Source organism: Verrucomicrobiota bacterium, from assembly GCA_016871675.1.
Lineage (GTDB): Bacteria > Verrucomicrobiota > Verrucomicrobiia > Limisphaerales > VHCN01 > VHCN01.
This window is the reverse complement of record VHCN01000010.1, coordinates 48486-72405: the sequence shown is the minus strand read 5'-3', so window position 1 is coordinate 72405 and position 23920 is coordinate 48486. Positions and strand designations below refer to the sequence as shown.

General features: G+C 67.4%; 20 protein-coding genes. 7 read left to right on the top strand and 13 right to left on the bottom strand.

Annotated elements, in window-relative coordinates:
• Positions 1-136 (top strand): hypothetical protein (locus tag FJ386_04010; protein MBM3875870.1); only part of this gene is annotated, 136 nt, incomplete at its 5' end.
• A gap of 54 nt (positions 137-190) precedes the next feature.
• Here the strand turns inward: FJ386_04010 and FJ386_04005 are convergent.
• On the bottom strand, positions 191-748 hold the full coding sequence (locus FJ386_04005; protein MBM3875869.1) for an HDIG domain-containing protein: 558 nt from the start codon (positions 746-748) through the stop codon (positions 191-193).
• Between FJ386_04005 and FJ386_04000 the strand changes: the two genes are divergently transcribed.
• Together FJ386_04000 and acs are read left to right on the top strand one after the other, a co-directional pair.
• Complete coding sequence (locus FJ386_04000; protein ID MBM3875868.1) at positions 747-1553, top strand: DUF1080 domain-containing protein; 807 nt, start codon at positions 747-749, stop codon at positions 1551-1553. The genes FJ386_04005 and FJ386_04000 overlap by 2 nt on opposite strands.
• A 110-nt stretch (positions 1554-1663) precedes the next feature.
• Positions 1664-3622: an acetate--CoA ligase gene (gene acs / locus FJ386_03995; protein MBM3875867.1), complete on the top strand. Its 1959-nt coding sequence runs from the start codon at positions 1664-1666 to the stop codon at positions 3620-3622.
• A gap of 141 nt (positions 3623-3763) precedes the next feature.
• Here the strand turns inward: acs and FJ386_03990 are convergent, their stop codons facing one another.
• The gene (locus FJ386_03990; protein MBM3875866.1) at positions 3764-3970 is read right to left on the bottom strand and encodes a hypothetical protein; all 207 of its coding nucleotides are present in this window, start codon (positions 3968-3970) and stop codon (positions 3764-3766) included.
• A 108-nt stretch (positions 3971-4078) separates the two neighbouring features.
• Between FJ386_03990 and FJ386_03985 the strand changes: the two genes are divergently transcribed.
• Positions 4079-5914: a ribosome biogenesis GTPase Der gene (locus FJ386_03985; protein ID MBM3875865.1), complete on the top strand. Its 1836-nt coding sequence runs from the start codon at positions 4079-4081 to the stop codon at positions 5912-5914.
• Positions 5915-6227: 313 nt separating this feature from the next.
• Here FJ386_03985 and FJ386_03980 read toward each other — a convergent pair whose 3' ends face one another.
• The 10 genes from FJ386_03980 to FJ386_03935 form a co-directional block, all read right to left on the bottom strand.
• Positions 6228-7619, bottom strand: a complete 1392-nt coding sequence (locus FJ386_03980) for a sugar transferase (GenBank protein ID MBM3875864.1) — start codon at positions 7617-7619, stop codon at positions 6228-6230.
• Between the two features lie 35 nt (positions 7620-7654).
• Positions 7655-9403 (bottom strand): exosortase, encoded by a 1749-nt coding sequence (xrt, locus tag FJ386_03975; GenBank protein MBM3875863.1) that lies wholly within the window; start codon positions 9401-9403, stop codon positions 7655-7657.
• Positions 9404-9456: 53 nt separating this feature from the next.
• Positions 9457-10431 carry an NAD-dependent epimerase/dehydratase family protein gene (locus FJ386_03970; GenBank protein MBM3875862.1) on the bottom strand — a complete coding sequence of 325 codons (975 nt, stop codon included), beginning with the start codon at positions 10429-10431 and terminating at the stop codon, positions 9457-9459.
• Positions 10432-10447: 16 nt separating this feature from the next.
• On the bottom strand, positions 10448-11830 hold the full coding sequence (locus tag FJ386_03965) for a UDP-glucose/GDP-mannose dehydrogenase family protein (protein ID MBM3875861.1): 1383 nt from the start codon (positions 11828-11830) through the stop codon (positions 10448-10450).
• Positions 11831-11832: 2 nt separating this feature from the next.
• The gene (locus FJ386_03960) at positions 11833-13047 is read right to left on the bottom strand and encodes a glycosyltransferase family 4 protein (protein MBM3875860.1); all 1215 of its coding nucleotides are present in this window, start codon (positions 13045-13047) and stop codon (positions 11833-11835) included.
• Positions 13048-13082: 35 nt separating this feature from the next.
• Positions 13083-14651 carry a 2-isopropylmalate synthase gene (locus tag FJ386_03955; GenBank protein MBM3875859.1) on the bottom strand — a complete coding sequence of 523 codons (1569 nt, stop codon included), beginning with the start codon at positions 14649-14651 and terminating at the stop codon, positions 13083-13085.
• 233 nt (positions 14652-14884) lie between these two features.
• Positions 14885-15247 carry a 6-carboxytetrahydropterin synthase QueD gene (queD, locus tag FJ386_03950; protein MBM3875858.1) on the bottom strand — a complete coding sequence of 121 codons (363 nt, stop codon included), beginning with the start codon at positions 15245-15247 and terminating at the stop codon, positions 14885-14887.
• Positions 15248-15310: 63 nt separating this feature from the next.
• Positions 15311-16672: a hypothetical protein gene (locus FJ386_03945; GenBank protein ID MBM3875857.1), complete on the bottom strand. Its 1362-nt coding sequence runs from the start codon at positions 16670-16672 to the stop codon at positions 15311-15313.
• On the bottom strand, positions 16669-17952 hold the full coding sequence (locus FJ386_03940; GenBank protein MBM3875856.1) for an MFS transporter: 1284 nt from the start codon (positions 17950-17952) through the stop codon (positions 16669-16671). The genes FJ386_03945 and FJ386_03940 overlap by 4 nt, the downstream gene beginning before the upstream one ends.
• Before the next feature lies 1 nt (position 17953).
• Positions 17954-18976, bottom strand: a complete 1023-nt coding sequence (locus FJ386_03935) for a hypothetical protein (protein ID MBM3875855.1) — start codon at positions 18974-18976, stop codon at positions 17954-17956.
• 241 nt (positions 18977-19217) lie between these two features.
• Between FJ386_03935 and FJ386_03930 the strand changes: the two genes are divergently transcribed.
• The 3 genes from FJ386_03930 (at position 19218) to FJ386_03920 (ending at position 22106) form a co-directional block, all read left to right on the top strand.
• Positions 19218-20621 carry a DUF1501 domain-containing protein gene (locus tag FJ386_03930; protein MBM3875854.1) on the top strand — a complete coding sequence of 468 codons (1404 nt, stop codon included), beginning with the start codon at positions 19218-19220 and terminating at the stop codon, positions 20619-20621.
• Between the two features lie 110 nt (positions 20622-20731).
• Positions 20732-21454 (top strand): UMP kinase, encoded by a 723-nt coding sequence (locus FJ386_03925; GenBank protein ID MBM3875853.1) that lies wholly within the window; start codon positions 20732-20734, stop codon positions 21452-21454.
• A 91-nt stretch (positions 21455-21545) separates the two neighbouring features.
• A complete protein-coding gene (locus FJ386_03920; GenBank protein ID MBM3875852.1) occupies positions 21546-22106 on the top strand; it encodes a ribosome recycling factor in 561 nt (186 codons plus the stop codon).
• Positions 22107-22398: 292 nt separating this feature from the next.
• Here the strand turns inward: FJ386_03920 and FJ386_03915 are convergent, their stop codons facing one another.
• Positions 22399-23883: a glutamate synthase subunit beta gene (locus FJ386_03915; protein MBM3875851.1), complete on the bottom strand. Its 1485-nt coding sequence runs from the start codon at positions 23881-23883 to the stop codon at positions 22399-22401.
• Between the last annotated feature and the right edge of the window lie 37 nt (positions 23884-23920).

The window sequence follows — 23920 nt, the reverse complement described above, 5'->3', positions numbered from 1 at the left end:
GGACTCGAAGTATTTCGCCGTGGGCAAGCTCGGCCGCGACCAGGTGGCCGACTACGCCGCGCGCAAAGGCCAGGCCCTCGCCGAAGCCGAGCGCTGGCTCGGCCCGTGGCTGAACTACGACCCGGCGGCGAAATGATGCGGTGGTTTGGCCGCACAACGACCCTCGGGCCGATCTGGAGATCGCCGCTCCTCACGCGAAGCCCAGTTCCTTCGCCACGCCCTGCATCGCGGCGATGACGTGCTGGATGTGGTCGTCGAGCGGCAGGCCGAGCAACGCGGCGCCTTGCTCGATGTCCTCGCGCTTCACGGCGGCGGCGAAGGACTTCTGCTTCATCTTCTTTTTCACGCTGCCCGGGGCCATGCCCGCGAGTTTCTCGGGCCGCACGTAGGCGACGGCGGTGATGAAGCCGCTCAATTCATCCACGGCGAAGAGCGCCTTGCGAATCGGGCGGTCGCGCGGAAACTCGGCGAGATTCCACTCCGCGTGCGAGAGGATCGCGCCGGTGATTTCCTCGTCCACGCCATGCGCGCGGAGGATCGCCGCCCCCTCGCGTGTGTGCGCCGGCGGTTCGGGCCAGCGCTCGTAGTCGAAGTCGTGCAGCAGTCCCGTCAATCCCCATTGTTCGATGTCGGCGCCGAAGTGCGCGGCGTAGTGGCGCATCGCGGCCTCGACGCCGAGCGCGTGCTTGCGCAGCGACTCGGATTGCGTGAACTCGGCGAGGAGGCTCCAGGCTTGGTCGCGGGTCATGGCGGTGGAACGGGTGGCGGTTGACGGGCTGCATATCGAAATCCGCGCCGCGAATCCAGCGGGTAATCGCAGCCGGACGAGGCTTGCCCTCGGGTTGCGGTTCGCTACAGTCCGCGCACCAACCATGAAGACCCGACTGTTCATACCCCTCCTCGCCACCAGCGCGCTTCTCGCGCTCACCACCGCCTCCGCCGCCGACAAGGACTGGATCGTGCTTTTCGACGGCAAAGTCAGCGAGCGTCTGCGCGGCTTCAAGCAGGAGGGATTCCCCGACAAGATGTGGATCATCGATGGCAACGCGCTCAAGACCGTGCCCGGCCGCGGCGTGGACCTCATCACGAAGGACAAATTCAAGGACTTCGAGCTCGAGCTCGAATGGAAGGTTGCGCCGGGCGGCAACTCCGGCGTGATGTATCGCGTGAACGAATCGGTCGGCAACGCCTCGTGGCACACGGGACCGGAGATGCAGATTCTCGACGACGACAAGCACGGCGACGGCAAGAACCCGAAGACGAGCGCCGGCTCGCTTTACGCGCTCATCGAGCCGAACGCGAAAAAGAAACTCAAGCCCGTGGGCGAGTTCAACTCGGCGAAGATCGTGTTCAAGGACAACCGCGTCGAGCACTGGCTCAACGGCGAGAAGGTGGTCGAGTTCAAGTGGGGCAGCCCCGACCTGCAGCAGCTCATCACCAAGAGCAAGTTCGCCGGCATGCCGCGGTTCATGAAGGAGGATGAGGGCCACATCACGTTCCAGCATCACGGCCAGGAATTCTGGCTTCGCAACGTGCGCGTCCGCCGGCTGTAACGCGCGCGCGGGCCGCCGGCTGCGTTTTCGGCGAGTGTGAACGAACGCTGACGGCTTCAAGGTTGACGCGACTCTCATCGCTCCTACGATGGCCGCGCTTTTCGCCGACCATGAGCTCGACCAAGTCCACCGCTGACATTCCGGTCTTTCCGCCGCCTGCCGCAGCCTCGCAGCGCGCGCACGTCAAGTCCCTCGCCGAGTATTGCGGGCGCTACGCGGAGTCCATCAAGGACACGGACGCGTTCTGGGCGGGCGAGGCCGCGCGCATTTCGTGGTTCGGCAAGTGGGACAAGGTCGCCGACTGGGACTTTCACACGGTGGACATCAAGTGGTTCACCGGCGGCAAGCTGAACGCCTGTTACAATTGCGTGGACCGCCACGTCGAAGCCGGGCACGGCGCCGTGACCGCGCTCCTCTGGGAGGGCAACGACCCGGAAGACACGCGTCGCGTCACCTACGCCGAGCTGCACGCACAGGTGCAGCGCGCCGCCAACGCGCTCAAATCCCTCGGCGTGCGCAAGGGCGACCGCGTGTGCATCTACTTGCAGATGATTCCCGAGCTCGCGGTCGCGCTGCTCGCGTGCGCGCGCATCGGCGCGGTGCACTCGGTCGTGTTCGGCGCGTTCTCGGCGGACTCGCTCGTCACGCGCATCAACGATTCCTCGTGCAAGCTCATCATCACGCAGGACACCGGCGTCCGCGGCACCAAGTGCGACATCCCGATGAAGGCCAACGCGGACAAGGCCGCGCCGCGCACACCGTCCGTGGGGAAAATCCTTGTCGTGCGTCGCACCGGAACACCCGTCGAGATGCAGCCCGGCCGCGATGTGTGGTGGCACGAAGCCCTCGCCGCCGCCGCGCCCGAGTGCAAGCCGGAGGTGATGGACGCCGAGGACCCGCTGTTCATCCTCTACACGAGCGGTTCGACCGGGAAGCCCAAGGGCGTGCTGCACACCACGGGCGGCTACCTCACCTACGTCGCGAGCACGCATCACTACGTGTTCGATTACCAGCCCGGCGAGACTTACTGGTGCACGGCGGACATCGGCTGGGTCACGGGCCACAGCTACATCATTTACGGGCCGCTCGCCAACCGCGCGACCACGCTCATGTTCGAAGGCGTGCCGAACTTCCCCGACTTCGGCCGGTTCTGGCAGGTCGTCGCGAAGCACAAGGTGAACATCTTCTACACCGCGCCGACGGCGTTGCGGGCGCTGATGAAGGAAGGCGACGCATGGCCGCAGGCGCACGACCTCACCTCGCTGCGCCTGCTCGGCACCGTGGGCGAACCCATCAAGGAGCCGGAGTGGAACTGGTATTTCAAAGTCATCGGCCAGTCGCGCTGCCCCATCGTGGACACGTGGTGGCAGACCGAGACCGGCGGCATCCTCATCTCGCCGCTGCCGGGCGCGACACCGACCAAGCCCGGCTCGGCGACGCTGCCGCTCTTTGGCGTGCAGCCCGCGCTCGTGGACGACTCGGGCGCGGAACTCACCGGCAACGACGTGCGCGGCAACCTTTGCCTCAAGGCGAGCTGGCCGGGCCAGATGCGCACCGTGTTCGGCGACCACCAGCGGTTCGTGGACACTTATTTCAAGCGCTTTCCCGGAAAGTATTTCACCGGCGACGGCTGCTGGCGTGACGCGGACGGCTACTATTGGATCACGGGCCGCGTGGACGACATCCTCATCGTCTCAGGCCACAACATCGGCACGGCGGAGGTCGAGGGTGCAATCGGCGCGCACCCGTCCGTGGCCGAGGCCGCGGTGGTCGGCTACCCGCACGACATCAAGGGCTACGCCATCTACGCCTTCGTCACGCTCAAGACCGGCCAGGCCGCGGGCGACGGCGTGAAGAAGGAGATCAACGCCAAGGTCCGCGAGATCCTCGGCCCGCACGCGACCCCGGAGAAAATCCAGTTCACCGACGGCCTGCCGAAGACCCGTTCCGGAAAAATCATGCGTCGCATCCTGCGCAAGATCGCCGAGAACGAGTTGGACCACCTCGGCGACATCTCGACGTTGGCGGATCCAGCCGTGGTCGAGTCACTGGTAAAGGGGCGGGTCTGAACACTGAGGACGCGGGGAGAAGAGCTGATGTCACGCGCCCGGTTGCGCGAACCAGGGCGGCCGACCTGCGGCCCGTTCACGGGCACGAAAAAGGCGGCCGGCCTTTCGGCCGACCGCCTCGTGATTCGTTGTCAGTGAGGACTACTTCTTCGGGGCGTTGCACTTCGGGCAGATTTCCTTCTTCGCGGAGGCTTCCTTGCAGCACTTGTGCTCGCACTTGTCGGCGCCACCGGCCTTGTCGCAGCAGCCACCCTTCTTGATTTCCTTCGGCTTGTCCTGCGCCATTGCAACGGCGAGGGACATCGCGAACGCGAACGCGGCCACGGTCAGAACTTTGGTCAGCTTCATAGCATTTCCTTTCGACTACCGGTCAACTGTCTGATGTTTTGCCCAACCATCCGACACATCGCCCGGGCACCATGCCGGGGCGACGTCGGGTGCGGTTTAGACGGGCGAATGGTTGGCATATTCAGAACTGCTTGTCTACTGCCTCTTGGCCGGTTTCGGACCCCGTTTCCCGGAGAATCGACCCAATTCCCGACCTCACTTTGGGCAGAGACCCACGGCGTGCCATTGAAACCCGTCCCGGAACGCGCCGCAACCGCGGCTAGCCGGGGCCACGCCGGGTTTTCTCTTCCTCGCCGACTGCCCGTGTCCCATGCTGTTGCCGTGTCAGGTGTCATCGCCATCGTCGGCCGGCCCAACGTCGGCAAGTCCGCGCTGTTCAACCGCATCGCCGGCCGCCGCATCGCCATCGTCCACGACCAGCCGGGCGTCACCCGCGACCGCGTCACGGCCGAGGTCGAGTGGCACGGACGGCCTTTCACGCTCGTGGACACGGGCGGCATCGGGCTGCTGCGCGGGGAAAAAGCGCAGGACGTCATCGTCAAGGCCGCGCTGGAGCAGGTCGAACTCGCAATCGAGGCCGCGCACGCGGTCATCCTCGTGGTGAACGTGCAGGAGAGCGTGGCGCCGCTGGACTTGGAAGTGGCGTCCCGTTTGCGCCGCAGCGGCAAGCCCGTCCTCGTCGCCGTGAACAAGGCCGACAACCACCCGGCGAGCGAACAATCGATTGAGTTTTCACAACTGGGCTTTGAAAAACTCTTCCCCGTGTCCGCCATTCACGGGTTGGGGATTGATCACCTTGTCACCGAGACGCTCAAGCTGCTGCCGCCGTGGAATCCGCCGGACGAGCACGCCCCCGCAACCGGGGCGGCCGAGGCCCCGCGGCCACTCCGACTTGCGATCGTCGGCCGGCCCAATGTCGGCAAGTCCTCGATCATCAACGCGCTCACCCGAAGCGAACGGGTCGTCGTGAGCCCGATCCCAGGCACCACGCGCGACGCGGTGGACGTGCCATTCTCCGTCGAGACCGACGGCGTGAAGCAGAACTACGTGCTCGTGGACACCGCGGGCATGCGCAAGGCGCGGCGCGTGGACGACTCGGTCGAGTTCTTCAGCGTCCAGCGGACGGTCGAGTCCATCGAACGCGCCGACCTCGTCGTGCTTGTCATGGACGCCGAGAGCGGCGTGCTCGAGCAGGACAAGAAGATCGCCGACAAGATCGTGGACGCGCGCAAGGCGTGCATCCTCGTCGTCAACAAATGGGACCTGGTGGCCGAGGCGGTGCGCCAGGCGCGGATGGAGGAGATCGAACGGCGGCTGAGCAAATCCGGCCGCGCCGCGCCCAAGAGGATGACGACGCTGGCGGAGTTCGGCGAATGGGTGCAGGAGAAGCTGTTCTTCCTCGACTACGCGCCGGTCATCTTCACGTCGGCCAAGGATGGGTTCCAACTCGACCGGTTGCTGGAATCGGTCCGTTACGTTGCGGCCCAGTTGCAGCAAAAGGTCCCCACCGCGCTGCTCAACCGCACGCTGCAGGACTTCATCGAACGCCGCCAGCCCGTGAGCACCCAGGGCCACCGGCTCAAGTTCTTCTATGCGACCCAGGTGCGGCAGGCGCCTCCAACCTTCCTGTTGTTCGTGAACCGGGACGAACTCTTCTCGCGGCCCTACGAGAAAAACCTCGCCGACCACCTGCGGAAAACCTTCGGCTACGAAGGCTGCCCGCTCGTGCTCGTGCCCAAGCCGCGCCCGAAACACGAATGGTCCGAGGACGACAGCAGGAAGACCCAAATCCGACCGGCGAGAACCTCCGGGCCACTCCGCGAAAAGGGCCGCCCGGGCTCCAAACCGCGCCCCGGTGGCGCCCGGCACGCCAAGCCCGGCTCCGAATGGCCTCGCGCGAAGGACAACCGGCCGCGACACGCTCGCGACCGGACGCGGCGCTGATGCCTCGGGGCTTCACCCGCGAGGCCCGGCGCAGTCGAACAGTTGCCGCTCGCGGATCATCCGCGCCACCTCCTGCCCGGCTCCGATCTCGACGAACGTGCCGTATCTGGTTGCGTCGAGATTGACCTGAAGCGCCTTCTGGTTCGTGCCCGGAACTTCGCGGCTCATGCGAGCGGGAGGATGTATCCGCGCCCGGTGGGCGCGAGTTGGAAAACGCGGTGCGCGGACAGTTTTCGTATTCAGAAGACGGTCACGGGCACGCGCAAGAAACGGTGCCATCACCGTCTGAACCCTGAATGCTGAATACTCCCCCTCACCGCGCGCCGGTCCCGAGCAGCACCGCCGGCACGGTGCGCGCGAGAATCTTGAAGTCGAGCCACAACGACCAGTTGTCGATGTATTCGAGGTCGAGCCGCACCCATTCGGTGAAGCTGCTCACGTTGTTGCGCCCGCGAATCTGCCACAGGCACGTGAGTCCGGGCTTCACGCTCAGCCGCCGGCGGTGCGCCGGATCGTCGAAGCGCCGCACCTCGCCCACCGGCAGCGGCCGCGGCCCGACGAGGCTCATCTCGCCGCGCAGCACGTTCCATAATTGCGGCAGCTCATCCACGCTGTAGCGCCGGAGCAGGCGGCCCAGCGGCGTCACGCGCGGGTCGTTGCTCACCTTGAACACGGGGCCGGACATCTCGTTGAAGGCCGCAAGCTCCGCCTGCCGCTGCTCTGCGTCGCCCTCCATCGTGCGGAACTTGAGCATCGTGAATGGCTGGCCGTTGAGCCCGCAGCGCGCCTGCCGGAAGAGCGCCGGGCCGCGCGACGTGAGCCGGATCAGGAGCCCGATCACCAGCATCGGCACCGCGGCCGCCGCGAGGAACACGAACGCGCCGACCACGTCCACCACCTGCTTCACCACGCTCTGCCACGCAAGCTCCGGCACCGTGCGGAACACCAGCGTGGGCCGGCCGAGCAGGTCGTCCGCGGTCGTCTGCGAAATCTGTGTCCGGAAAAAATCCGCCAGCAGGCACGCCTCCACACCCTCCAGCTCGCAGATTTGAATGGCGCGCTCGACGTGCTCGAACACCGTGTGGCGCGCGCTGAGCACGACCGTGTTGGCCGAGTGCTCGTGCAGCAGGCCGGCGAGCTGCTCCACCGGGGTCGTCGTGGGATCGAGCCGCGCGAGCACCTCGACCTGTTCGGCGGCTTCGCCACGAAACTCGGCCGCGAGCTTGTCCGTTTCATCCACGGGCCCGACGAGAATCACCCGCCGGAGGTTTTGGGCCGCGCCAAGCTTCGTCGCGCCCCAGCGCCGCTGGAGCTCCTCCTTGGCGAACACGAGCGCGAAACTTGTGAACCCAAACAGGATCGGCACCGACCGCGACGGCAGGTCGCGCGCCAGAAACATCACAAGCACGAGCCCCATCACGGCGAGCACGCACGACTTGAACAGCAGCCACGCCGTTTGGCCGCGCGACGCTCCCGCCGCCCGGCGGTAGAAGCCCTGCGTCCACAGGACAAACCCCGCCAGCGGCATGGTGAACACAAACAGCCAGAAGTAATCCTCCCACGGTCCGATGCGCCGGGTGCCGCCGAAAACCTCAAGTTCCCAGTGCGAACGGATGACATGCGCCAGCCAGAACCCGATGGCGAACAGGCCGGCGTCCTGGAACAGTTGCAGCCGGTGTCGGAGTTGTCGCTGGCGGCGGAGCATGGCTTGGAGTCAGACGCGTGCGCGCGGGTGATAGCTCAATTTAACGGCGGGCCCGCGGCAAGTTGAAACTCGGGAACCGAGGCCGCGATAAAGTCCTTGAGCCGCGCAAAGGTGGCCTCCTCCGCGCCCGGCGCGCACGAGGCGAAGCAGATCACATACGCCCACCGTTGCACGAGCCCGGTGCGCAACTGTTGCAGCGCGCCCGACCACATCCGCTCGCGATGGTCCGCCGTCACCGCGCCGTCGGCCACGAACCAATACACGAACACGCCGCCTCGCGCGACGGGGACGCCGCGCTCGTCGCGGAAGCGGCCGGAGAGCCGGAGCCTCATCACGGGCAGGTTGTAGGCGCGGGGAAGAGTCATCGCCACCGAGGTTGTGTCGCTGCTGTCAATCTGCCACCCGGAGCCGGTGAGACAATACTGTGGTTGATGTAGACTCGTGCGGTCGGCGCCCATCAGCACGACTTGCGAGTCCACCTTGAAGCCGTCACGCGCCGTGTAAACGCGGTGCGCGAAGACGGTGTCCTTCGGAAGCATCGTGTGCACGACCGCCGGCACCGGGACCGGCGCGGACGTGTAATCGAGCACGCGCTCCGGCAGGGCCACGGTGTTCGTCGCGATGATCTGTCCGCCCTCGCCGCGCACCGGCGCGGCGACAAGCTTCACGCCGGGCGCGGCGAGTTTCTGGTTCGTCCGCTGTCGGTGCAAGAACGCCGACGTGAGGCCAATCAACACCAGCACCGACACCGCAAGAAGGGCAAGGCGCCCGGCCGGCACAGGCGCTGCCGAGTCAGCAGGAGCGGGTTCCGCCGGGCGGCCGCTCGCACCGGCCCCCCCCGTCCCATCGGCCCCATCCTCCCGCAGCCAGCGGCCCAACGCGAACACGCCCGCCATCGCCGGCACATACGGCAGCAGGCTCAGCCACGGGCTCGTGTGGACGGCGTTGCCCGCCTTCTGCCCGAACGCATCGGCCGCGATGATGATGCACAACAGCCGCAGCACATTCGCCGCGACCGCGATGGGAACCGCCGAAAGGATCAACACCGCGCGCTTCCACGGCCTTCGGAATCTCACGAACCCATACACCGCCGCGATGGCCGCGATCGCCGTGAGGCTCCGGATGCCGCTGCACGCCGCCGCCACTTCGTAGTGGAAGCGCCCCGCCGGGTCCACGATGGCCGTGCCCGATTGCGTGACGTCGAGCCCGAGGAACACGTGCGAAAGCGCCACCGTGATCTTCGTCGCCAGCAGGCGCAGCGGAAAGGTCGCGGCATCGCCGACGTTCGCCATCGGCACGCAAAAGGCGAACATCACAAACGGAAAAAAAGTCGCGCGAAGCCAGGCCGCGCCCCACATGAGTCCCGTGATCGCCCAGAGCCCGGCGAAGAACGCCACCACCGACACGCGCGCCTGTTGCAGGACGAACCCCGCCGCGTGCAGCGAGATCATCAGCTTCACGAGCGCCAGCGCCGGCCACCACGGGCGCTTGGGCAGCGCCAGCAGTTCGTCGCGCCGCCACCACAGCAACGCCAGCACGACCAGCGGGATGAAGTAGCCGTGCTGGTCGTCCGCGTTCGAGCGCCACGCATTCTCCATCCACAAGAACAGGCTCGGCGTGCGGACGTAGCCGAGCGTCGAGTTGCCCTGCCAGTGGAACAGCGCGACCCACGCGCCGAGCAGCGCGAGGAACACCGCCTTGCGCGGCATCGCCGCCCACACGCGCGCGGCTTCGGACTGGAAATCCCCGCCGGCTTGCGGGCTGGTTGTGGGGGTTTCGGCCATGTGGCGCCGCACAATAGCGCAGTCGCAAGCGCGGGTGAAGCGGCGTGCGCGGCTCAGCGCGCCCGCGCCATCTGGTCGTGAATCCAGCGGTAAGTCTCTTCCAGCCCGTCGCGCAAGCGCGTGTCGGGCTCCCAGCCGAAGACCTGCCGGATGAGCGTGTTGTCGCTGTTGCGGCCGTTCACGCCCTTGGGCGCGGAGAGGTTGTAGCTGCGCTGCAGTTTGATGCCGGCGATGGACTCGGCGATGTCCACCAGCTGGTTGATGCTCACCAGCTCGCTGCTGCCGATGTTGATGGGCTCCACAAATTCACTCGCGGTGAGCATCTGCGTGCCCTTCAGACAGTCGTCGATGAACATGAAGCTGCGGGTCTGCCGGCCGTCGCCCCAGATTTCAATCTCGTGCCGCCCGGTGAGCTTCGCCGTGATGACCTTCCGGCAGATGGCCGCGGGCGCCTTCTCGCGGCCGCCATCGAACGTGCCATGCGGTCCATAGACGTTGTGGTAGCGCGCGATGCGCGTCGCGAGCCCGTAGTCCTCCCGGTAATGACGGCACATCCGCTCGCTGAAAAGTTTCTCCCACCCGTAGCCATCCTCGGGCATCGCGGGATAGGCGTCGGCCTCCTTCAACGCGGTCACGTTCTCGTCGCGCTGCTTGTCGGCGTTGTAAACGCACGCCGACGACGCGAAGAAAAACCGCTGCGCGCCCGCGTCGCGCGCGGCCATGAGCAGGTGCGTGTTGATGAGCACCGAGAGCATGCACAGCGCCTTGTTGTGCTCGATGAAGCCCATGCCGCCCATGTCCGCCGCGAGGTTGTAAATCGTTTGCGCCCCGCGCGCCGCCTGCCCGCACGCGGCCTTGTCCTGCAGGTTGAGCTGGAGATTCTCCGCCGCCGGGAACCTCTGGAACCACTCGTCGAACGGCTTCACGTCCACCGCGCGGACGCGCGCGCCCTGACGTAGCAATTCGCCGGTCAGGTGCCCGCCGATGAACCCGCCCGCGCCGCACACAACGATCAATTCGGATGCCATGGGGTGTTGGGAATTCTCAGTCCGCCGTCGGATGCCACAGTTCGCGAAGCGCGCGCTCCGCCGCCGGCACGTCCGTCCCGTGGCCGATGGGAATGTAACGAATGCCCGGTTGCGAGCCGAGCGAGGGATCGAGCGCGCGCCAGAAATCCACCACGGTCACGCGCGCTTTCGCGCCGAGCAGGTCGGCGGCGCGCAGGCCCCGGAACGCCGCATCCGGCGTCGCGACGAGCACGGTCGTGGCGTCGCGCAGCGCGCCGGCGACCGTGTCGCAAACTTCTGCACGGCCATTCAAGACTGCGCGCGCATTCGCCGACGCGAGCGGGTCGAACGCGACCACCTGGCGCCCCGCATCCGCCAGCGCGAGCGCGAGCGCGATGCCGGCCGACTGCTCGACCACGTCCGACTGCGGCTTGTAGGCGAGCCCGAGCACGGCGACGGCGCCCGAGGATTCGAGGCACGGCAGCAACCGCGCGACAACGCGAGCCGAGAGCCGGCGGTTGTAGGCGTCGTTCTCGCGGATGACCGCGCAGTCCGCGCCAAGCGCCTCCCCGATGAAGTTCAACGCCGCGTTGTCGCGCGGGAAGCACGGCCCGCCGAAGCCCAGCCCGCCGGTCAGGTATTTGCGCCCGATGCGCGAGTCGAGGCCGAGCGCGTCCGACACCGCGTCCACGTTCCCGCCCGGCAGGCGCTCGCACAAATCGGCGAGCATGTTCGCGAAGGAAATCTTGAGCGTGACGTAGCTGTTGAGCGCGATCTTCGCGAGTTCCGCGTTCTCGATGCTCATGCGGCGGAACGGCGCGGCGTTGAGGCACACGCGCCGGTTGATCGCCTCGAGCCGGTCGCCCGAGGCGCGGTCGAACTCGCCGACGAGGTGGAAGTCCGGGTTCAGGAAATCGCGAAGCACGCTGCCGAGCGCGATGAACTCCGGGTTGTAGCACAGGCCGAAATCCGGGCCGCAGCGCCGGCCGGAGGCTTTTTCGAGCAACGGAATCAGCCCGTGCCGCGTCGAGCCCGGCAGCACCGTGCTCGTGAGCACCACAAGGTGGTCACCGCGCTTCTGCCGCAGCGCCGCGCCGATGGCCTCGAACGACCGCGACGCATGCGCGAGGCTGAACGCACCGCGCCCGTCGCTCGGCGTCGGCACCACCACGAACGTCGCGGCGGAATGCACCACGGCGTCCTCGAAGGAAGTCGTCGCACGGAGCTGCGCGCGATGCGCCGCGATCATTTCCGCGAGACCCGGCTCGCGCACGGGCGACTGCCCGGCATTCACGCTTTGGACCGCCCGTTCGTTCACGTCCACGCCGATCACGTCGAGCCCGCGCGAGGCCATCGCCGCGGCCATGCAGGCGCCCAGCTTGCCGAGGCCGACGACGGACACCGTGTTCCCGATGGTCATGGTCATGCGGTTGGGGCCGGATCGCGCGCGGTTTGCTTCAAGTCATGGGCGCGCGCGGCGAAAGCGTAGGCGGCTTCGAGCCGGTCTACAATCACGGGCCACGAAAGTTCGGCCGCGGCAAGCTGGCGCGCGTTCGCCCCGAGGCGGGCGCGCAGCGTGGCGTCGGAGGCAAGCTGGTCGAGTTTGTCCGCGAAGTCCGTGGGCGTGTCGGAGGCAAGCAGGCCAACGTCGTGCCGCGAGAGCAGCGCCTTCATCTCCCCGACGGGATTCGTGACGATCGGTTTGCCGAGGACGAAATACTCGTTCACGCGCCCGGGCCAGCGGCCCCGGTTGGCGGGCTTGTCCACAAACGGCACCGCGAACACATCCGCGCACGCGAGCGCGCGCGGGAAATCCTCGTCGCGCACGAAGCCGAGATGGCGCACGTGACCGGCCACGCCGAGTTCCGAAATCTGGCGCTTCATCGCGGCGGAGAGTTTGCCGGTCATCATCAACACGGCGTCCGGACGCCGCTGCGCCAGCAGGCGCATCGCGCGGAGCACGGAGTCGAGCCCGAGCGTGACGTCGAGCGCGGAGAAGCCGACGACGAACGCGCCCGCGGGCAGGCCGAACTCCGCGCGGTCCGCCCCGGGGCCGGCCGTGACCGGACCCGGTGGCGCGCAGCCGTTCGGAATCCAGAAGATGCTCTCGGCCGTCACGCCGAGATCCTGCGCCCGGTCGTTCAAGCCGTGGCTGATGACGGTCGTCGCGTCGGCAAGCGTGCGGAAGTGCTCCTCATACCACGTCTCCACGCCGCCGAGGAGTTGCTGATACCACCACGGCCGCTGTTCGGCGATGAGCCCGCCGCGGCCCCACCAGTCAATCCAGTCCATCACGAGCGGCACCGGGCGGCGGCGGAGCGAGCGCAGCACGGGATGAATCGTCGCCGGCCGGCTCTCGAACGCATGGATGAGGTCAAAATCGCGGTGCCGCAGGAATCCCATCCTCCACAGGCAATCCCACAGGTCCCAGCCGGAACGCAGCCGGCCCCAGAGCAAGTCGGGGGACTCGACAATTTCCACGCCGTCCTGCCGGATGGTCGCGCCGCGAATCTTCCGCGTGTCGGCGATGCAAAGCACGGTGGGCTGATGGCCGCGGCGCGCAAGTTCCGATGCGAATTTCACGGATCGCCACGACGCCTTGAAGCGGCGGTGGTGATTGATGAGGAGGATGCGCATGGCCGGGTGGGCACGTCCGGCGAGAATCCTACGTTTTAGGCGTTACGCAATACGGGGGGAACCCGAGCCGGCGTCGCGGCGCGGGACTCGCACAAGTGCCGGTTCACCGCGTTCAAATACGCGCGCGCGCTCGCCTCGATCACGTCCGTGCTCGCGCCCTTTCCGGTGAGCGTCTCGCCGTTCCCGAAGTCCACCTTCACCGTCACCTCGCCAAGGGCGTCCTTGCCCTGCGACACGGCGCGCAACGAGTAGTCCATCAGCTTGCCGCGCGTCTTGGTGAGCCGGTCAATGGCCTTGAGCGCGGCGTCCACGGGCCCGTCCCCGAGCGCGGCGTCCTCGGCCACGCCGTCGCCCGCGCGCTTGAGACGCACGGTCGCGGTGGGCACGGTGTGGTTGCCGCTGGTGACGTTGAGGTAATCGAGCGACCACGTCTCAGGCACCTCGGCGATCTGCCCCTCGACGAGCGCCACGAGGTCGTCGTCGTAAACAAACTTCTTCTTGTCACCGATGTCCTTGAAGCGCGCGAAAATCGACGCCACGTCCGCGTCGGTCATCTTGAAGCCGAGGTGGCGCAGCCGCGCGGCGAGCGCGGCGCGACCGCTGTGCTTGGTGAGCGGCAGCTCGGTCAAGCCCCAGCCCACGTCGCGCGGATCCATGATCTCGTAGGTCTCGCGTTTCTTGAGGATGCCGTCCTGATGGATGCCCGCGCCGTGCGAGAACGCGTTCTCGCCGACGATGGCCTTGTTGCGCGGGACGAGGAAGCTGCACATCCGCGAGACGAGCCGCGAACTCTTGACGATCTCGCGCGTCTTGATGCCGGTCCCGAGGTTCTTGAAGAAGCCGCGCCGCGTGCGCAGCGCCATCACGAACTCCTCGAGCGCCGTGTTGCCGGCCCGTTCGCCGATGCCGTTGATGGTTCCCTCGACCTGCCGCGCGCCGTTCTGCACGGCCGCGAGCGAGTTGGCCACGGCCAGCCCGAGGTCGTCGTGGCAATGCGCGCTGAAGACCACGTCGCGCGCGCCGCGGGCGTTCTCGATGACGTGCCGGAACATGCGGCCGTATTCCTCCGGCGTCGCGTAGCCGACGGTGTCGGGCATGTTGATCGTCGTGGCGCCGGCGGAGATCGCGGCCTCGACGATCTTCACGAGGAAGTCGAGCTCCGTGCGCGAGGCGTCCTCGGGCGAAAACTCCACGTCCTTCACGAAGCCGCGGGCGCGCCGCACGCCCTCGACGGCGAGGCGGAGGATTTCGCTCTGCGCCTTGCCGAGCTTGTGCTCGCGGTGGATTTTCGAGGTGCCGAGGAAGACGTGGATGCGGGCGCGCCTGCCCGCGGGTTTCACAGCGGCGCCCGCGGCATCGATGTCCCTCGGCACGCAGCGCGCGAGCCCGGCGATGACCGGGCCCTTGATCTCGCGGGCGATGGTGTGGACGGATTCGAAGTCCCCCTGGCTGATGACGGGAAATCCGGCCTCGATGACATCCACGCGCAGCCGGGCAAGCTGGCGGGCGACCTCGAGCTTCTCGCGCAGGTTCATGCTGGCGCCGGGGCATTGCTCGCCATCGCGCAACGTGGTGTCGAAGATGGTGACGTGGTGGGTGTTCATGGTTGGTTTGGGCCGGGGCGGCGCGGTTTCGTCATAAAACAAAAACCCCACCGCCGTCTGGCAGTGGGGTTCGTCAAATCTCGTCTTCGCTCAGAACCCGACCGCCGCGCCGCCAAGAAGCAGCGCGCCAAGCAGTGCGAGTCGAAGGTTCCGTTCGCGAATCACGGCCGCTGGTGTAGCCGCGCGCGCAGGGCGGGTCAACGGCAAAGATGACGACGTCCCGGCGCAGCCACCTACCCGCCACGATAGACCGCCCGCGCGGTGCAGGTCTCCGCGACCACAACTTCGCGAAGCAGCGGCATCGCCGGCTTGAGGCGGTCCCAAATCCACACCGCAATCCGTTCGCTGGTCGGGTTGTCGAGGCCGGGCACGTCGTTGAGGTAGCGGTGGTCGAGCTGTTCCCAGAGCGGCTTGAACGCGGCCGAGATGTCCGCGTAATCCATCAGCCACCCGAGCTTCGGGTCGCATTCGCCCGCGACCACCACGTCCACCATGAAACTGTGGCCATGAAGGCGCCGGCACTTGTGCGCCTCGGGCAGCCCGGGCAGGAGGTGCGCGGCTTCAAACTGAAATGTTTTGCGAAGTTCGATGTGCATGGGCGCGGGGCGTGGGTTCAAAGTTGAAGGTTCAAAGTGCAAAGTCATCGGCAGCGACGGCGGTCACTGTTCCCAATCGGTCCATGTCACCAGGTCGCCGAGCGGCGGACGGCCGTCGTGACGCCATGTGAGCGGCGGGTGCTGCATCCGGCCGAGCGGGCAGATGCGCGTGACGCCCCAGTGCGCCAGTTGCGCCGCGATTTCCTCGAGCTCGGTCTCGCCCGCCGCCACGCCGACCGTCGAGACTTGCCCCTGGAAACGGTCCACGCCCTCGAGCGCTTCCTTCAAGCCGGGCGTGGCCTTCACGTAGATGAACCGGTTCAGGCAGGACACTTGAAAGCGCGGGTCCACCTCGAAAATCACCGTCCACGCGGTCGAACCCTCGCTGGCCCACTGGCGCGTGCCGAGGCTGTGCGCCTGCCGGACTTCATAGAAGCCGCGCATCATCGCGATGCGCGACGCGGCCCCGGCATCCACCGGTCCGCGCGGCTCGGCGGCTTCGCGGCGGTCGAGCTCCGCGGCGAGCTGCGACGCGAACTGCTCCGCGTCGCCGGTCGCGTTGTCCTCGACGTAAAACGCGTGCGGCGAGAGGCAGCCGAGCTGGTTCCACGCGGTCACGTCGTCCGCCGCGGCCGCGACGATTTTCTTGAAGCGCCAGCCGCTGAGCGCTTCGCGCGTGATGTAGCCGAAGCTGACGCGGTGGCCGTAGCCGACGAAGCTGACGCGCGGCGGGAGTTTCTGCCGGACGGCCTGCAGGGTTTCGTCCGAACCCATCACGGTGACGCACCGGGCCTGCGAAAACAGCTCGCGCTCGAGTTCCTCGGTGCCGCCGGGCCACTCGGCGATCTCGATGCACGCGCCAAGTTTGGCCTCGGTCTGCCGCAACGCATGCGCGAAGAGGCGCGGGATGAACGACGTCCCGCGCGCGCACTTGACGAACTGCGCCGAGCGCAGCAGCAGGCCGAGCACGAGGTTGTTGATGACCGGATTGGGCACAAGCCCGCCGGTGATGTGCACCAGCAGGTCCGGCCCGGTGGCCATCGCGAAGCGCTGCGAGCGGTGCTCGTTCGGCGGCGACGCCATCCCGTCGAGGCGCTGCAAATGCCCGAGCTCCTGCAGCAGCAGCGACTCGATATGCTCGCCGTTGAGCTGCTTGAAATACGCGTCGAGCCCGCCCATCAGCGTGGCCTGCGAAAACCCCGTCTGCGCGGGGCCCTCCTGCGCGGCAAGCCGGCGCAGCGGGAACTCGTCGTCCAGCCAGTTTTCCGCCGTGAGGATGAGCGCGCGGACCAGGCTCTGCGTGCGGCGCACGGCAAGGTATTGAAGCCGGTTGCGCTTCAACGTGAGGCACGCCTCGCGGATCATCTCCGCGCTGAAGACCGTCCCCACCGGCAGGTCGGCCAGGAAATAATTGGGCAGCGTCATGAGGCGGCGGATGGTTCGCCCGCGGTGGAAGGCAGGACGGCCGGCCCGCGACCGCCGGCATCGCGGGCCGCCTGCTCCGCGCGCCGCAGCCAGTGCAGGCACGCGAGGCCCGCAAGCGAGATGACCATCAAACCGGAAAGTCCCGCATACACGCTGAAGTAGGCGGGCGGGTCCGAGGCGCGCGGGCCGAGGTTTTCCACGAGCCGGCCCGCGAGCGCGTGCGAGGTGTTGCCCACCATGCCGCCGATGGTGATGAACAGGCCGAACACCCGCCCGCGCACCGAGTCCGGCACCGACTCCATCAACGCCGCCTCGACCATCGGGTAGCTCGCCATGAGGAAGAATCCATACAGCAGAAACACCGGCACCAGCCCGCCGCGCGCGAGGTGCGGATACACCGCGATGAGCGCCGCGCTCGCCAAGAGCACGGCGCACGTCCATCGAATCCGCCCGCGGTCGCTGAAGTGGCCGAAGATCGGGTTGCTCAGGGCCGAGAGCAGATACATCGCGCCGAGCGCCGCGCCGACTTCCTTCACCGAGAACGCGTGCGCCTTCTGCAGAAACAGCGAGCCGAGGCTGGCCATCCCGTGACCCGCGAAATCCCGCAGCCCAAACGCCAGCGCCGCCCCGACGAACAGCACCCACGCCGCGCGCGTGTTGAACATCCGGGCCGGGACCGGCCGCGGCGGCTCCTTCGTGGAAGCACCCGTGGCGCGCACTTCCCTCGCAACCCACGCAAACACGCCGGCCATCACCACGCCCAGCACGCCGAGTTCGAGCACCGGCGCGCGCCAACTGCCCGTGGTCTCCGCGCGCCAACCGGAAAACAGCGGCCCAACGAAGAACCCGAGGCTCGCACCCACGCCGAGCAGGCCGAGCGCGCGGCCGGTCCCCACCGGGTAGAGCTGCGCCACGAGCGCCGTCGCCGACGGATGGAAAAAGCTGCCGCCCACGCCCGACACCGCGACGCAGGCGAGCGCGACGGCGTAGTTCGGCGCGAAGGCGAGCGCGATGAAAGCCACGGCGTTGAGCAGCAGGCCCCAGCCAAGCAGGGTCGTGCGGCTGAATTTGTCCGCGAGCATCCCGACCGGATACGCGGGCCCGAAATACGCCACGAGCATCACCGTCACCAGCAGCGTCGCCTGACCTTCTCCCTCGAGCTTGAGGTCTGCGACGATCGGCAGGTAAAGCGGCATGAGCGCCACCTGGTAGATGTGCGTGAAGGCATGCAGCACCGCGGCGAGCGCAAGCGTGCGGGAGCGATGGGGCGCCGGGCTCATGTCAGGCCGCCATCAGCGAACAGCCGCGCGGCTCGGCGGGCGCAGCGCGTCCCACCAGCTCGAACCCGGAGCCGCGCCTCACCGCGAGGTCCTCCGTTTGAATCGCCATCACCGACCAGACGTTGGCGAGGTCCACCACGCGGAGCAAGCCGGTTTCACCCTCGGCCACCTCCCGTCCCGTCTCGGGCGACACCACGAGCGCGCGCGCCCACGGCGGAAAGCGGAACCCGCCGCCGGCCGCGCCGCCGTAGGCCTGCGAGCTGAGTTCGCTCATGCCGTATTCGCGCACGATGTCGCGCGGAGCGACGCCGAGTTGCCGCGTCATGATCTCGTGCAACCGGCCCGGCGCAAGCTCGCGGGAGCGGCCCTTGTAACCGCCCGTTTCCATCACGCGCGAACCGGGGGCAAGCGCCACGCGGCGTCCCGCGCCGGCGAGCCCGTCCAGCAGGTGAACGAATGAAAACGCCGTGCCGAGAACAAGCGCCGGCAGCTCCGCCGCCGCCGACGCGGCGAGGGAATCCGCGAGCGGTTCCAAATCCAGGTGCCACGCCCCGGCCGAGTCGGCGCGACCGTGGAAACACGCGTCACCCGCGGACAGCTTGCGCCGCACCGTGTCGAACATGCGGACCAGCGAGGAGTGCGGCGCGGCGGCCGGCGGCGGCGTGAGAATGAAAAGCCGGCTCCGTTCCGCCGGTCTCACGCAACCTTCGAACCAGTGCCATGCGGAATCGTCGTAGAGCGCGAGCGAGTCGCGCCCGTGGAAGTGGCGGCTCGGCGTTGCGCCCGTGGTGCCGCTCGAGTGGAAGACGGCGGTCCGGTCCGCGGGTTCGAGGCACGAGAACTCAAACTCCCTGAACGCGCACGCGGGCACCGCCGGGATGTCGCGCCACGAGGCGACACCCGATGCCGGGAGCCCGCGCTGCCCGCCCAGGCGCCGGTAGGGTGGATTGGCGTGCGACTGCGCCGCATAGAGGCGCAGGGCAAGTCCGGAAAAGGCTGCATCGCTCGCCCCCGGGCTGCGCATCAGCGCGCGAACGTCGGAAGCCAGTGCGTGAAGGGAATCCGGGCAAGTCATGCGGTGTTTGATTCGCGGCTGGTTTTCCGCGACAGCCGTGCCGCGCATCTTCCGCGCACCCGGACCCAAGTCGAGCGGGAAATCGGATGCACCCCGCTGCCGGGCACCGGCCGGATTTCGAATTGCCAATGGCGGGAGACGCGCCCACAGTGGCGACCATCAAAGCCCGGGCAATCCCCGCCCACACGCCATGCTAGACTTTCAAGACTGCGTCTTGTCCGGTGCATCGCTTCGCCGGCGCCGCTTTCTGAGCGTCGGCGGGCTGGCGCTGGGCGGCTGGACGCTCGCGGATTTGCTTGCCGTCCGCGCGTTCGCCCGCGCGAACAAGCTGCCGCTGCGCGACAAGTCGGTCATCTTCCTCTTCATGCACGGCGGGCCGTCGCAGATCGAGACGTTCGATCCGAAGATGGACGCGCCCGACGGCATCCGCAGCGTGACCGGCGAGGTGAAGACCTCCATCCCCGGCGTCACGTTCGGCGGCACGTTCCAGCGACTCGCACGGCTCGCGGACAAGTTCAGCGTCGTGCGCTCGTTCGTCACGGGCGACGGCAACCACGACATCAAGCCCGTCGTCGGCCGCGACACGTTGCGTGCGAACATGGGCTCGCTCTACTCGCGCATCGCGGGTCCGCTTCGGCCGGACTCGGCCATCCCCACAAACATCGCGCTGTTCCCGCGCGCCGTGGACCCGTCGGCGGGGCCGCCGGTGGCGCAGTTTGGCAACTTCGAGTCCGCGGGCGAACTCGGTCCCGCCTGCGCGCCGTTCGTGCCGGGCTCGGGCGCGGGCTTGCAGCAGGACATGAGGCTCAACCTGCCGCAGGACCGGCTCAATGACCGCCGCGCGCTGCTCGGCGCGCTCGACCAGTGGAAGCGCCGCGCGGGCGAGGGCGGCGGGCTCGACGGGTTGGGCGCGTTCCAGCAACAGGCGTTCGACACGCTGCTCGGCGGCGCCTCCGATGCGTTCGACCTTTCGCGCGAGGACCCGCGGCTCGTGGCGCGTTACGACACCGCTCCGCTCGTGCCGAAGGACACCATCCGCACCGTGTGGAAAAACCATCCGCGCTACGCGGAGAACGCGGCGACGCTCGGCCGGCTGCTGCTCCTCGCGCGGCGCCTGTGCGAACGCGGCGCGGGATTCGTCACGGTGACCACAAACTTCGTGTGGGACATGCACGCGGACGCGAACAACGCAACGATGACCGAGGGCATGGGCTATGTCGGCACGCCGTTCGACCACGCGGTGTCGGCGTTCATCGAGGACGTCGAGGCGCGCGGGCTGCGGGACAAAATCCTCCTCGTGTGCTGCGGCGAGATGGGCCGCACGCCGCGCATCAACCGGAACGGTGGCCGCGACCACTGGGGCAACCTCGCGCCGCTCATGCTCTACGGCGGCGGGTTGAAGATGGGCCAGGTCATCGGCCAGTCGTCGCGCGACGGCGGCGAGCCGGCGTCCAATCCCGTGACGATCCCCGACCTGATGGCGACCATCATGCACACGCTGCTCGACATCGGGCAGGTGCGCGTGACGGACGGGCTCCCGCCAAACCTCATCGAGGCCGTGACCCGCGGACAGCCGATTCGCGGGCTTGCGTAGTTGCGGGAAAGCTTCAGTCCGAAGTCACGCAGCGGTTTTTCCCGCCGCAACCCCGGGTTCCCAAGCGGGCGTTGACGCTTCAAAGCCGCTGCCCCACACTCGCAGCGCCCATGGCACGGAAGCCCCAACCGAAGTTCAAGCGCGTCCTCCTCAAGCTCAGCGGCGAAGCCATCGGGGGCGAGGCGGGCTCGGGCATCTGCCCCGAGGTCGTCCGCGACATGGCGAAGCAGATCGCCGAGATTCGCGCGCTCGGCGTCCAGCTCGTGATCGTCGTCGGCGGCGGCAACATCTACCGCGGCATCCAGGGCGAGGAACGCGGCATCGACCGCGCCACCGGCGACTACATGGGCATGCTCGCGACGGTCATCAACGCGCTGGCCTTGCAGGACGCGCTCGAAAAGGCCGGCGTGGCCACGCGCGTCCAAACCGCCATCGCGATGGCGCAGATTGCCGAGACGTTCATCCGCCGGCGCGCGGTGCGGCACCTCGAGAAGGGCCGCGTGGTCATCTTCGCCGGCGGCACGGGCAACCCGTTTTTCAGCACCGACACCGCCGCCGCCCTTCGCGCGAACGAGATCGGCGCCGAGGTCATCCTCAAGGCGACGAAAGTGGACGGCATTTACGACAGCGACCCGAAGAAAAACCCGCGGGCGAAGAAGTTCGCCGAGATCAAGTATCTGGACGCGCTGCAGCGCCAGTTGAAGGTCATGGACTCGACGGCGTTCTCGCTCTGCATGGACAACAAGACGCCGATCATCGTGTTCGACCTGTTCAAGCCGCACAACATCCGGCGCGTGATCCTCGGCGAAAAGGTCGGAACCCTCGTCCACTGACACGCATGGCGGGAGTCTCAGGTTTGAAGTTGAACGCCGGCACGCCGAACCCGAAACTCGAGGCCCGAAACCCAAAACCGACGACAGGCTTATGACCGTGGACGACATCCTGCTGGAGACCGAGGAGAAGATGATCAAGACCGAGCAGCACGTGGTGAGCGAGTTCTCCGCGCTGCGCACGGGCAAGGCTTCACCCGCGCTCATCGAGAACATCCAGGTCGAGGCCTACGGCGCGACGATGCGACTGCGCGAACTGGCCTCCATCAGCACGCCCGAACCGCGCGCGCTCGTGGTGCAGCCCTTCGACGCCGGCAACGCAAAGGCCATCGAGAAGGCCATCCAAGCCGCCAACATCGGGCTGAACCCATCCGTGCAGGGACGCGTGATCCGGCTCTTCCTCCCCGAGCTCAGCACCGAGCGCCGGCAGGAACTCGTCAAGGTCGGCAAGAAAATGGCCGAGGACAACCGCATCGCCATCCGAAACGAACGCCGTCAAGCCATTGAGGCTCTGAAGAAGCTCAAGAAGGACGGCCACATCTCCGAGGACGACATCAAGGGCGGCGAGGAGGAAGTGCAGAAGCTCACCGACCAATACATCAAGAAGATAGACGATCACCTTGCACACAAGGAAAAGGAGATCATGACGGTGTAGCGCCGAGTCGGGCGGACCTTCGAACCATGAGCAATCCGTGGTTGCCACCCAGTCCGCGATGCCACAACGATCGGCGGAAGCCCAGCTCCGCAGCCTTGTCACCCGCTACTCACCAAACGAGCGCGGATACGAGGGCGTTCTTGCAATCCGGGCGAGCGCGAACGGCGCCAGGCGCTGCTTCCATCGCGGCAGGGACTTGCCGGATCCTGCGAATGAGTTGCGGGGGGCCGGCAACCAGACCCGCTTGATTCACCCGGATGGCGCGTCCACCCCGCCTGCACGAGGGGTTTGCTCAGGGCAGGTTCGTCGCGCCCATCAGGTAGCGGTCGCACTCGCGCGCGGCGCCGCGGCCTTCGTTGAAGGCCCAGACGACGAGGCTCTGGCCGCGACGGCAGTCGCCCGCGGCGAAGACGTTCGGCAGGCTGGTCTGGAATTTGCCGTGGTCGGCCTTCACGTTGGAACGCGGGTCGCGCTCGACGCCGAGGGCTTCGAGGAGCGGCTGCTCGGGTCCGAGGAAGCCCATCGCCAGCAGGACGAGTTGCGCGGGAAGGACGCGTTCAGTGCCCGGGATGTTCTTCGGGATGAACTGCCCTTTCTCGTTGCGGGACCACTCGACGTTGATGAGGTGAACGGCTTTGACCTGACCGTTCTCGTCGCCCTCGAACTTCGTCGCCGTGGTGAGATACACGCGCGGATCGGCGCCAAACTTCGCCGCAGCTTCCTCCTGCCCGTAGTCGAGCTTGTAGGTCCTGGGCCATTCAGGCCAGGGGTTGTCTTTGGCACGGTCCAGCGGCGGCTTGGGAAGAATTTCCACCTGCACAAGGCTCTTGCATCCGTGCCGCATCGCGGTGCCGACGCAGTCGGTGCCGGTGTCGCCGCCGCCGATGACGACGACGTCCTTGCCCCCGGCCGTGATGAAGCTGCCGTTCTTGTGCTGGTCGAGAAGCGCCTTGGTGTTGTTGTGCAGGAACTCCATCGCGAAGTGGACGCCCTTGAGCTGGCGGCCCTCGATCGGCAGGTCGCGCGGCTTGGTCGCGCCGGTGGCGAGCACGACGGCGTCGAACTCCTCCATGAGCTGCTTGGTGGTGAGGTCTTTGCCGACTTCGCAGTTGCAGACGAACTTGATGCCCTCCTCCTCCATCAGCTTGAGGCGGCGCAGCACGACCTCGTTCTTGTCGAGTTTCATGTTGGGGATGCCATACATGAGCAGGCCGCCGGGGCGGTCGGCGCGCTCGAAGACGAGCACGCGGTGGCCGACGCGGTTGAGTTGCGCGGCGGCGCTGAGGCCGGCGGGACCCGAGCCGACGACGGCGACTTTCTTGCCGGTGCGCGTGGCGGGCGGCTCGGGTTTGACCCAGCCTTCGTCCCAGCCGCGGTCAATGATTGCATTCTCGATGTTCTTGATCGTGACGGGCGGCGCGCTGAGGCCGAGCACGCAGGAGCCTTCGCACGGCGCGGGGCAGACGCGGCCGGTGAACTCGGGGAAGTTGTTTGTCTTGTGCAGGCGTTCGAGGGCCTCCTGCCAGAGGCCGCGATAGATGAGGTCGTTCCACTCCGGGATGAGGTTGTTGATGGGGCAGCCGCTGGCCATGCCGCTGAGGAGCTGGCCGGTGTGGCAGAAGGGCACGCCGCAATCCATGCAGCGCGCGCCCTGCTCGCGGAGCTTGGGCTCCGGCATGGGGTCGTGAAACTCGCGCCAGTCGGCGGTGCGCACGAGCGGTTCGCGGTCGGCGGGAAGCTGCCGCGTGAATTCAAGGAATCCGGTGGGTTTGCCCATGTCAGTGGTTGAGAATCGGTGCGGGGGTTTCCGCTCG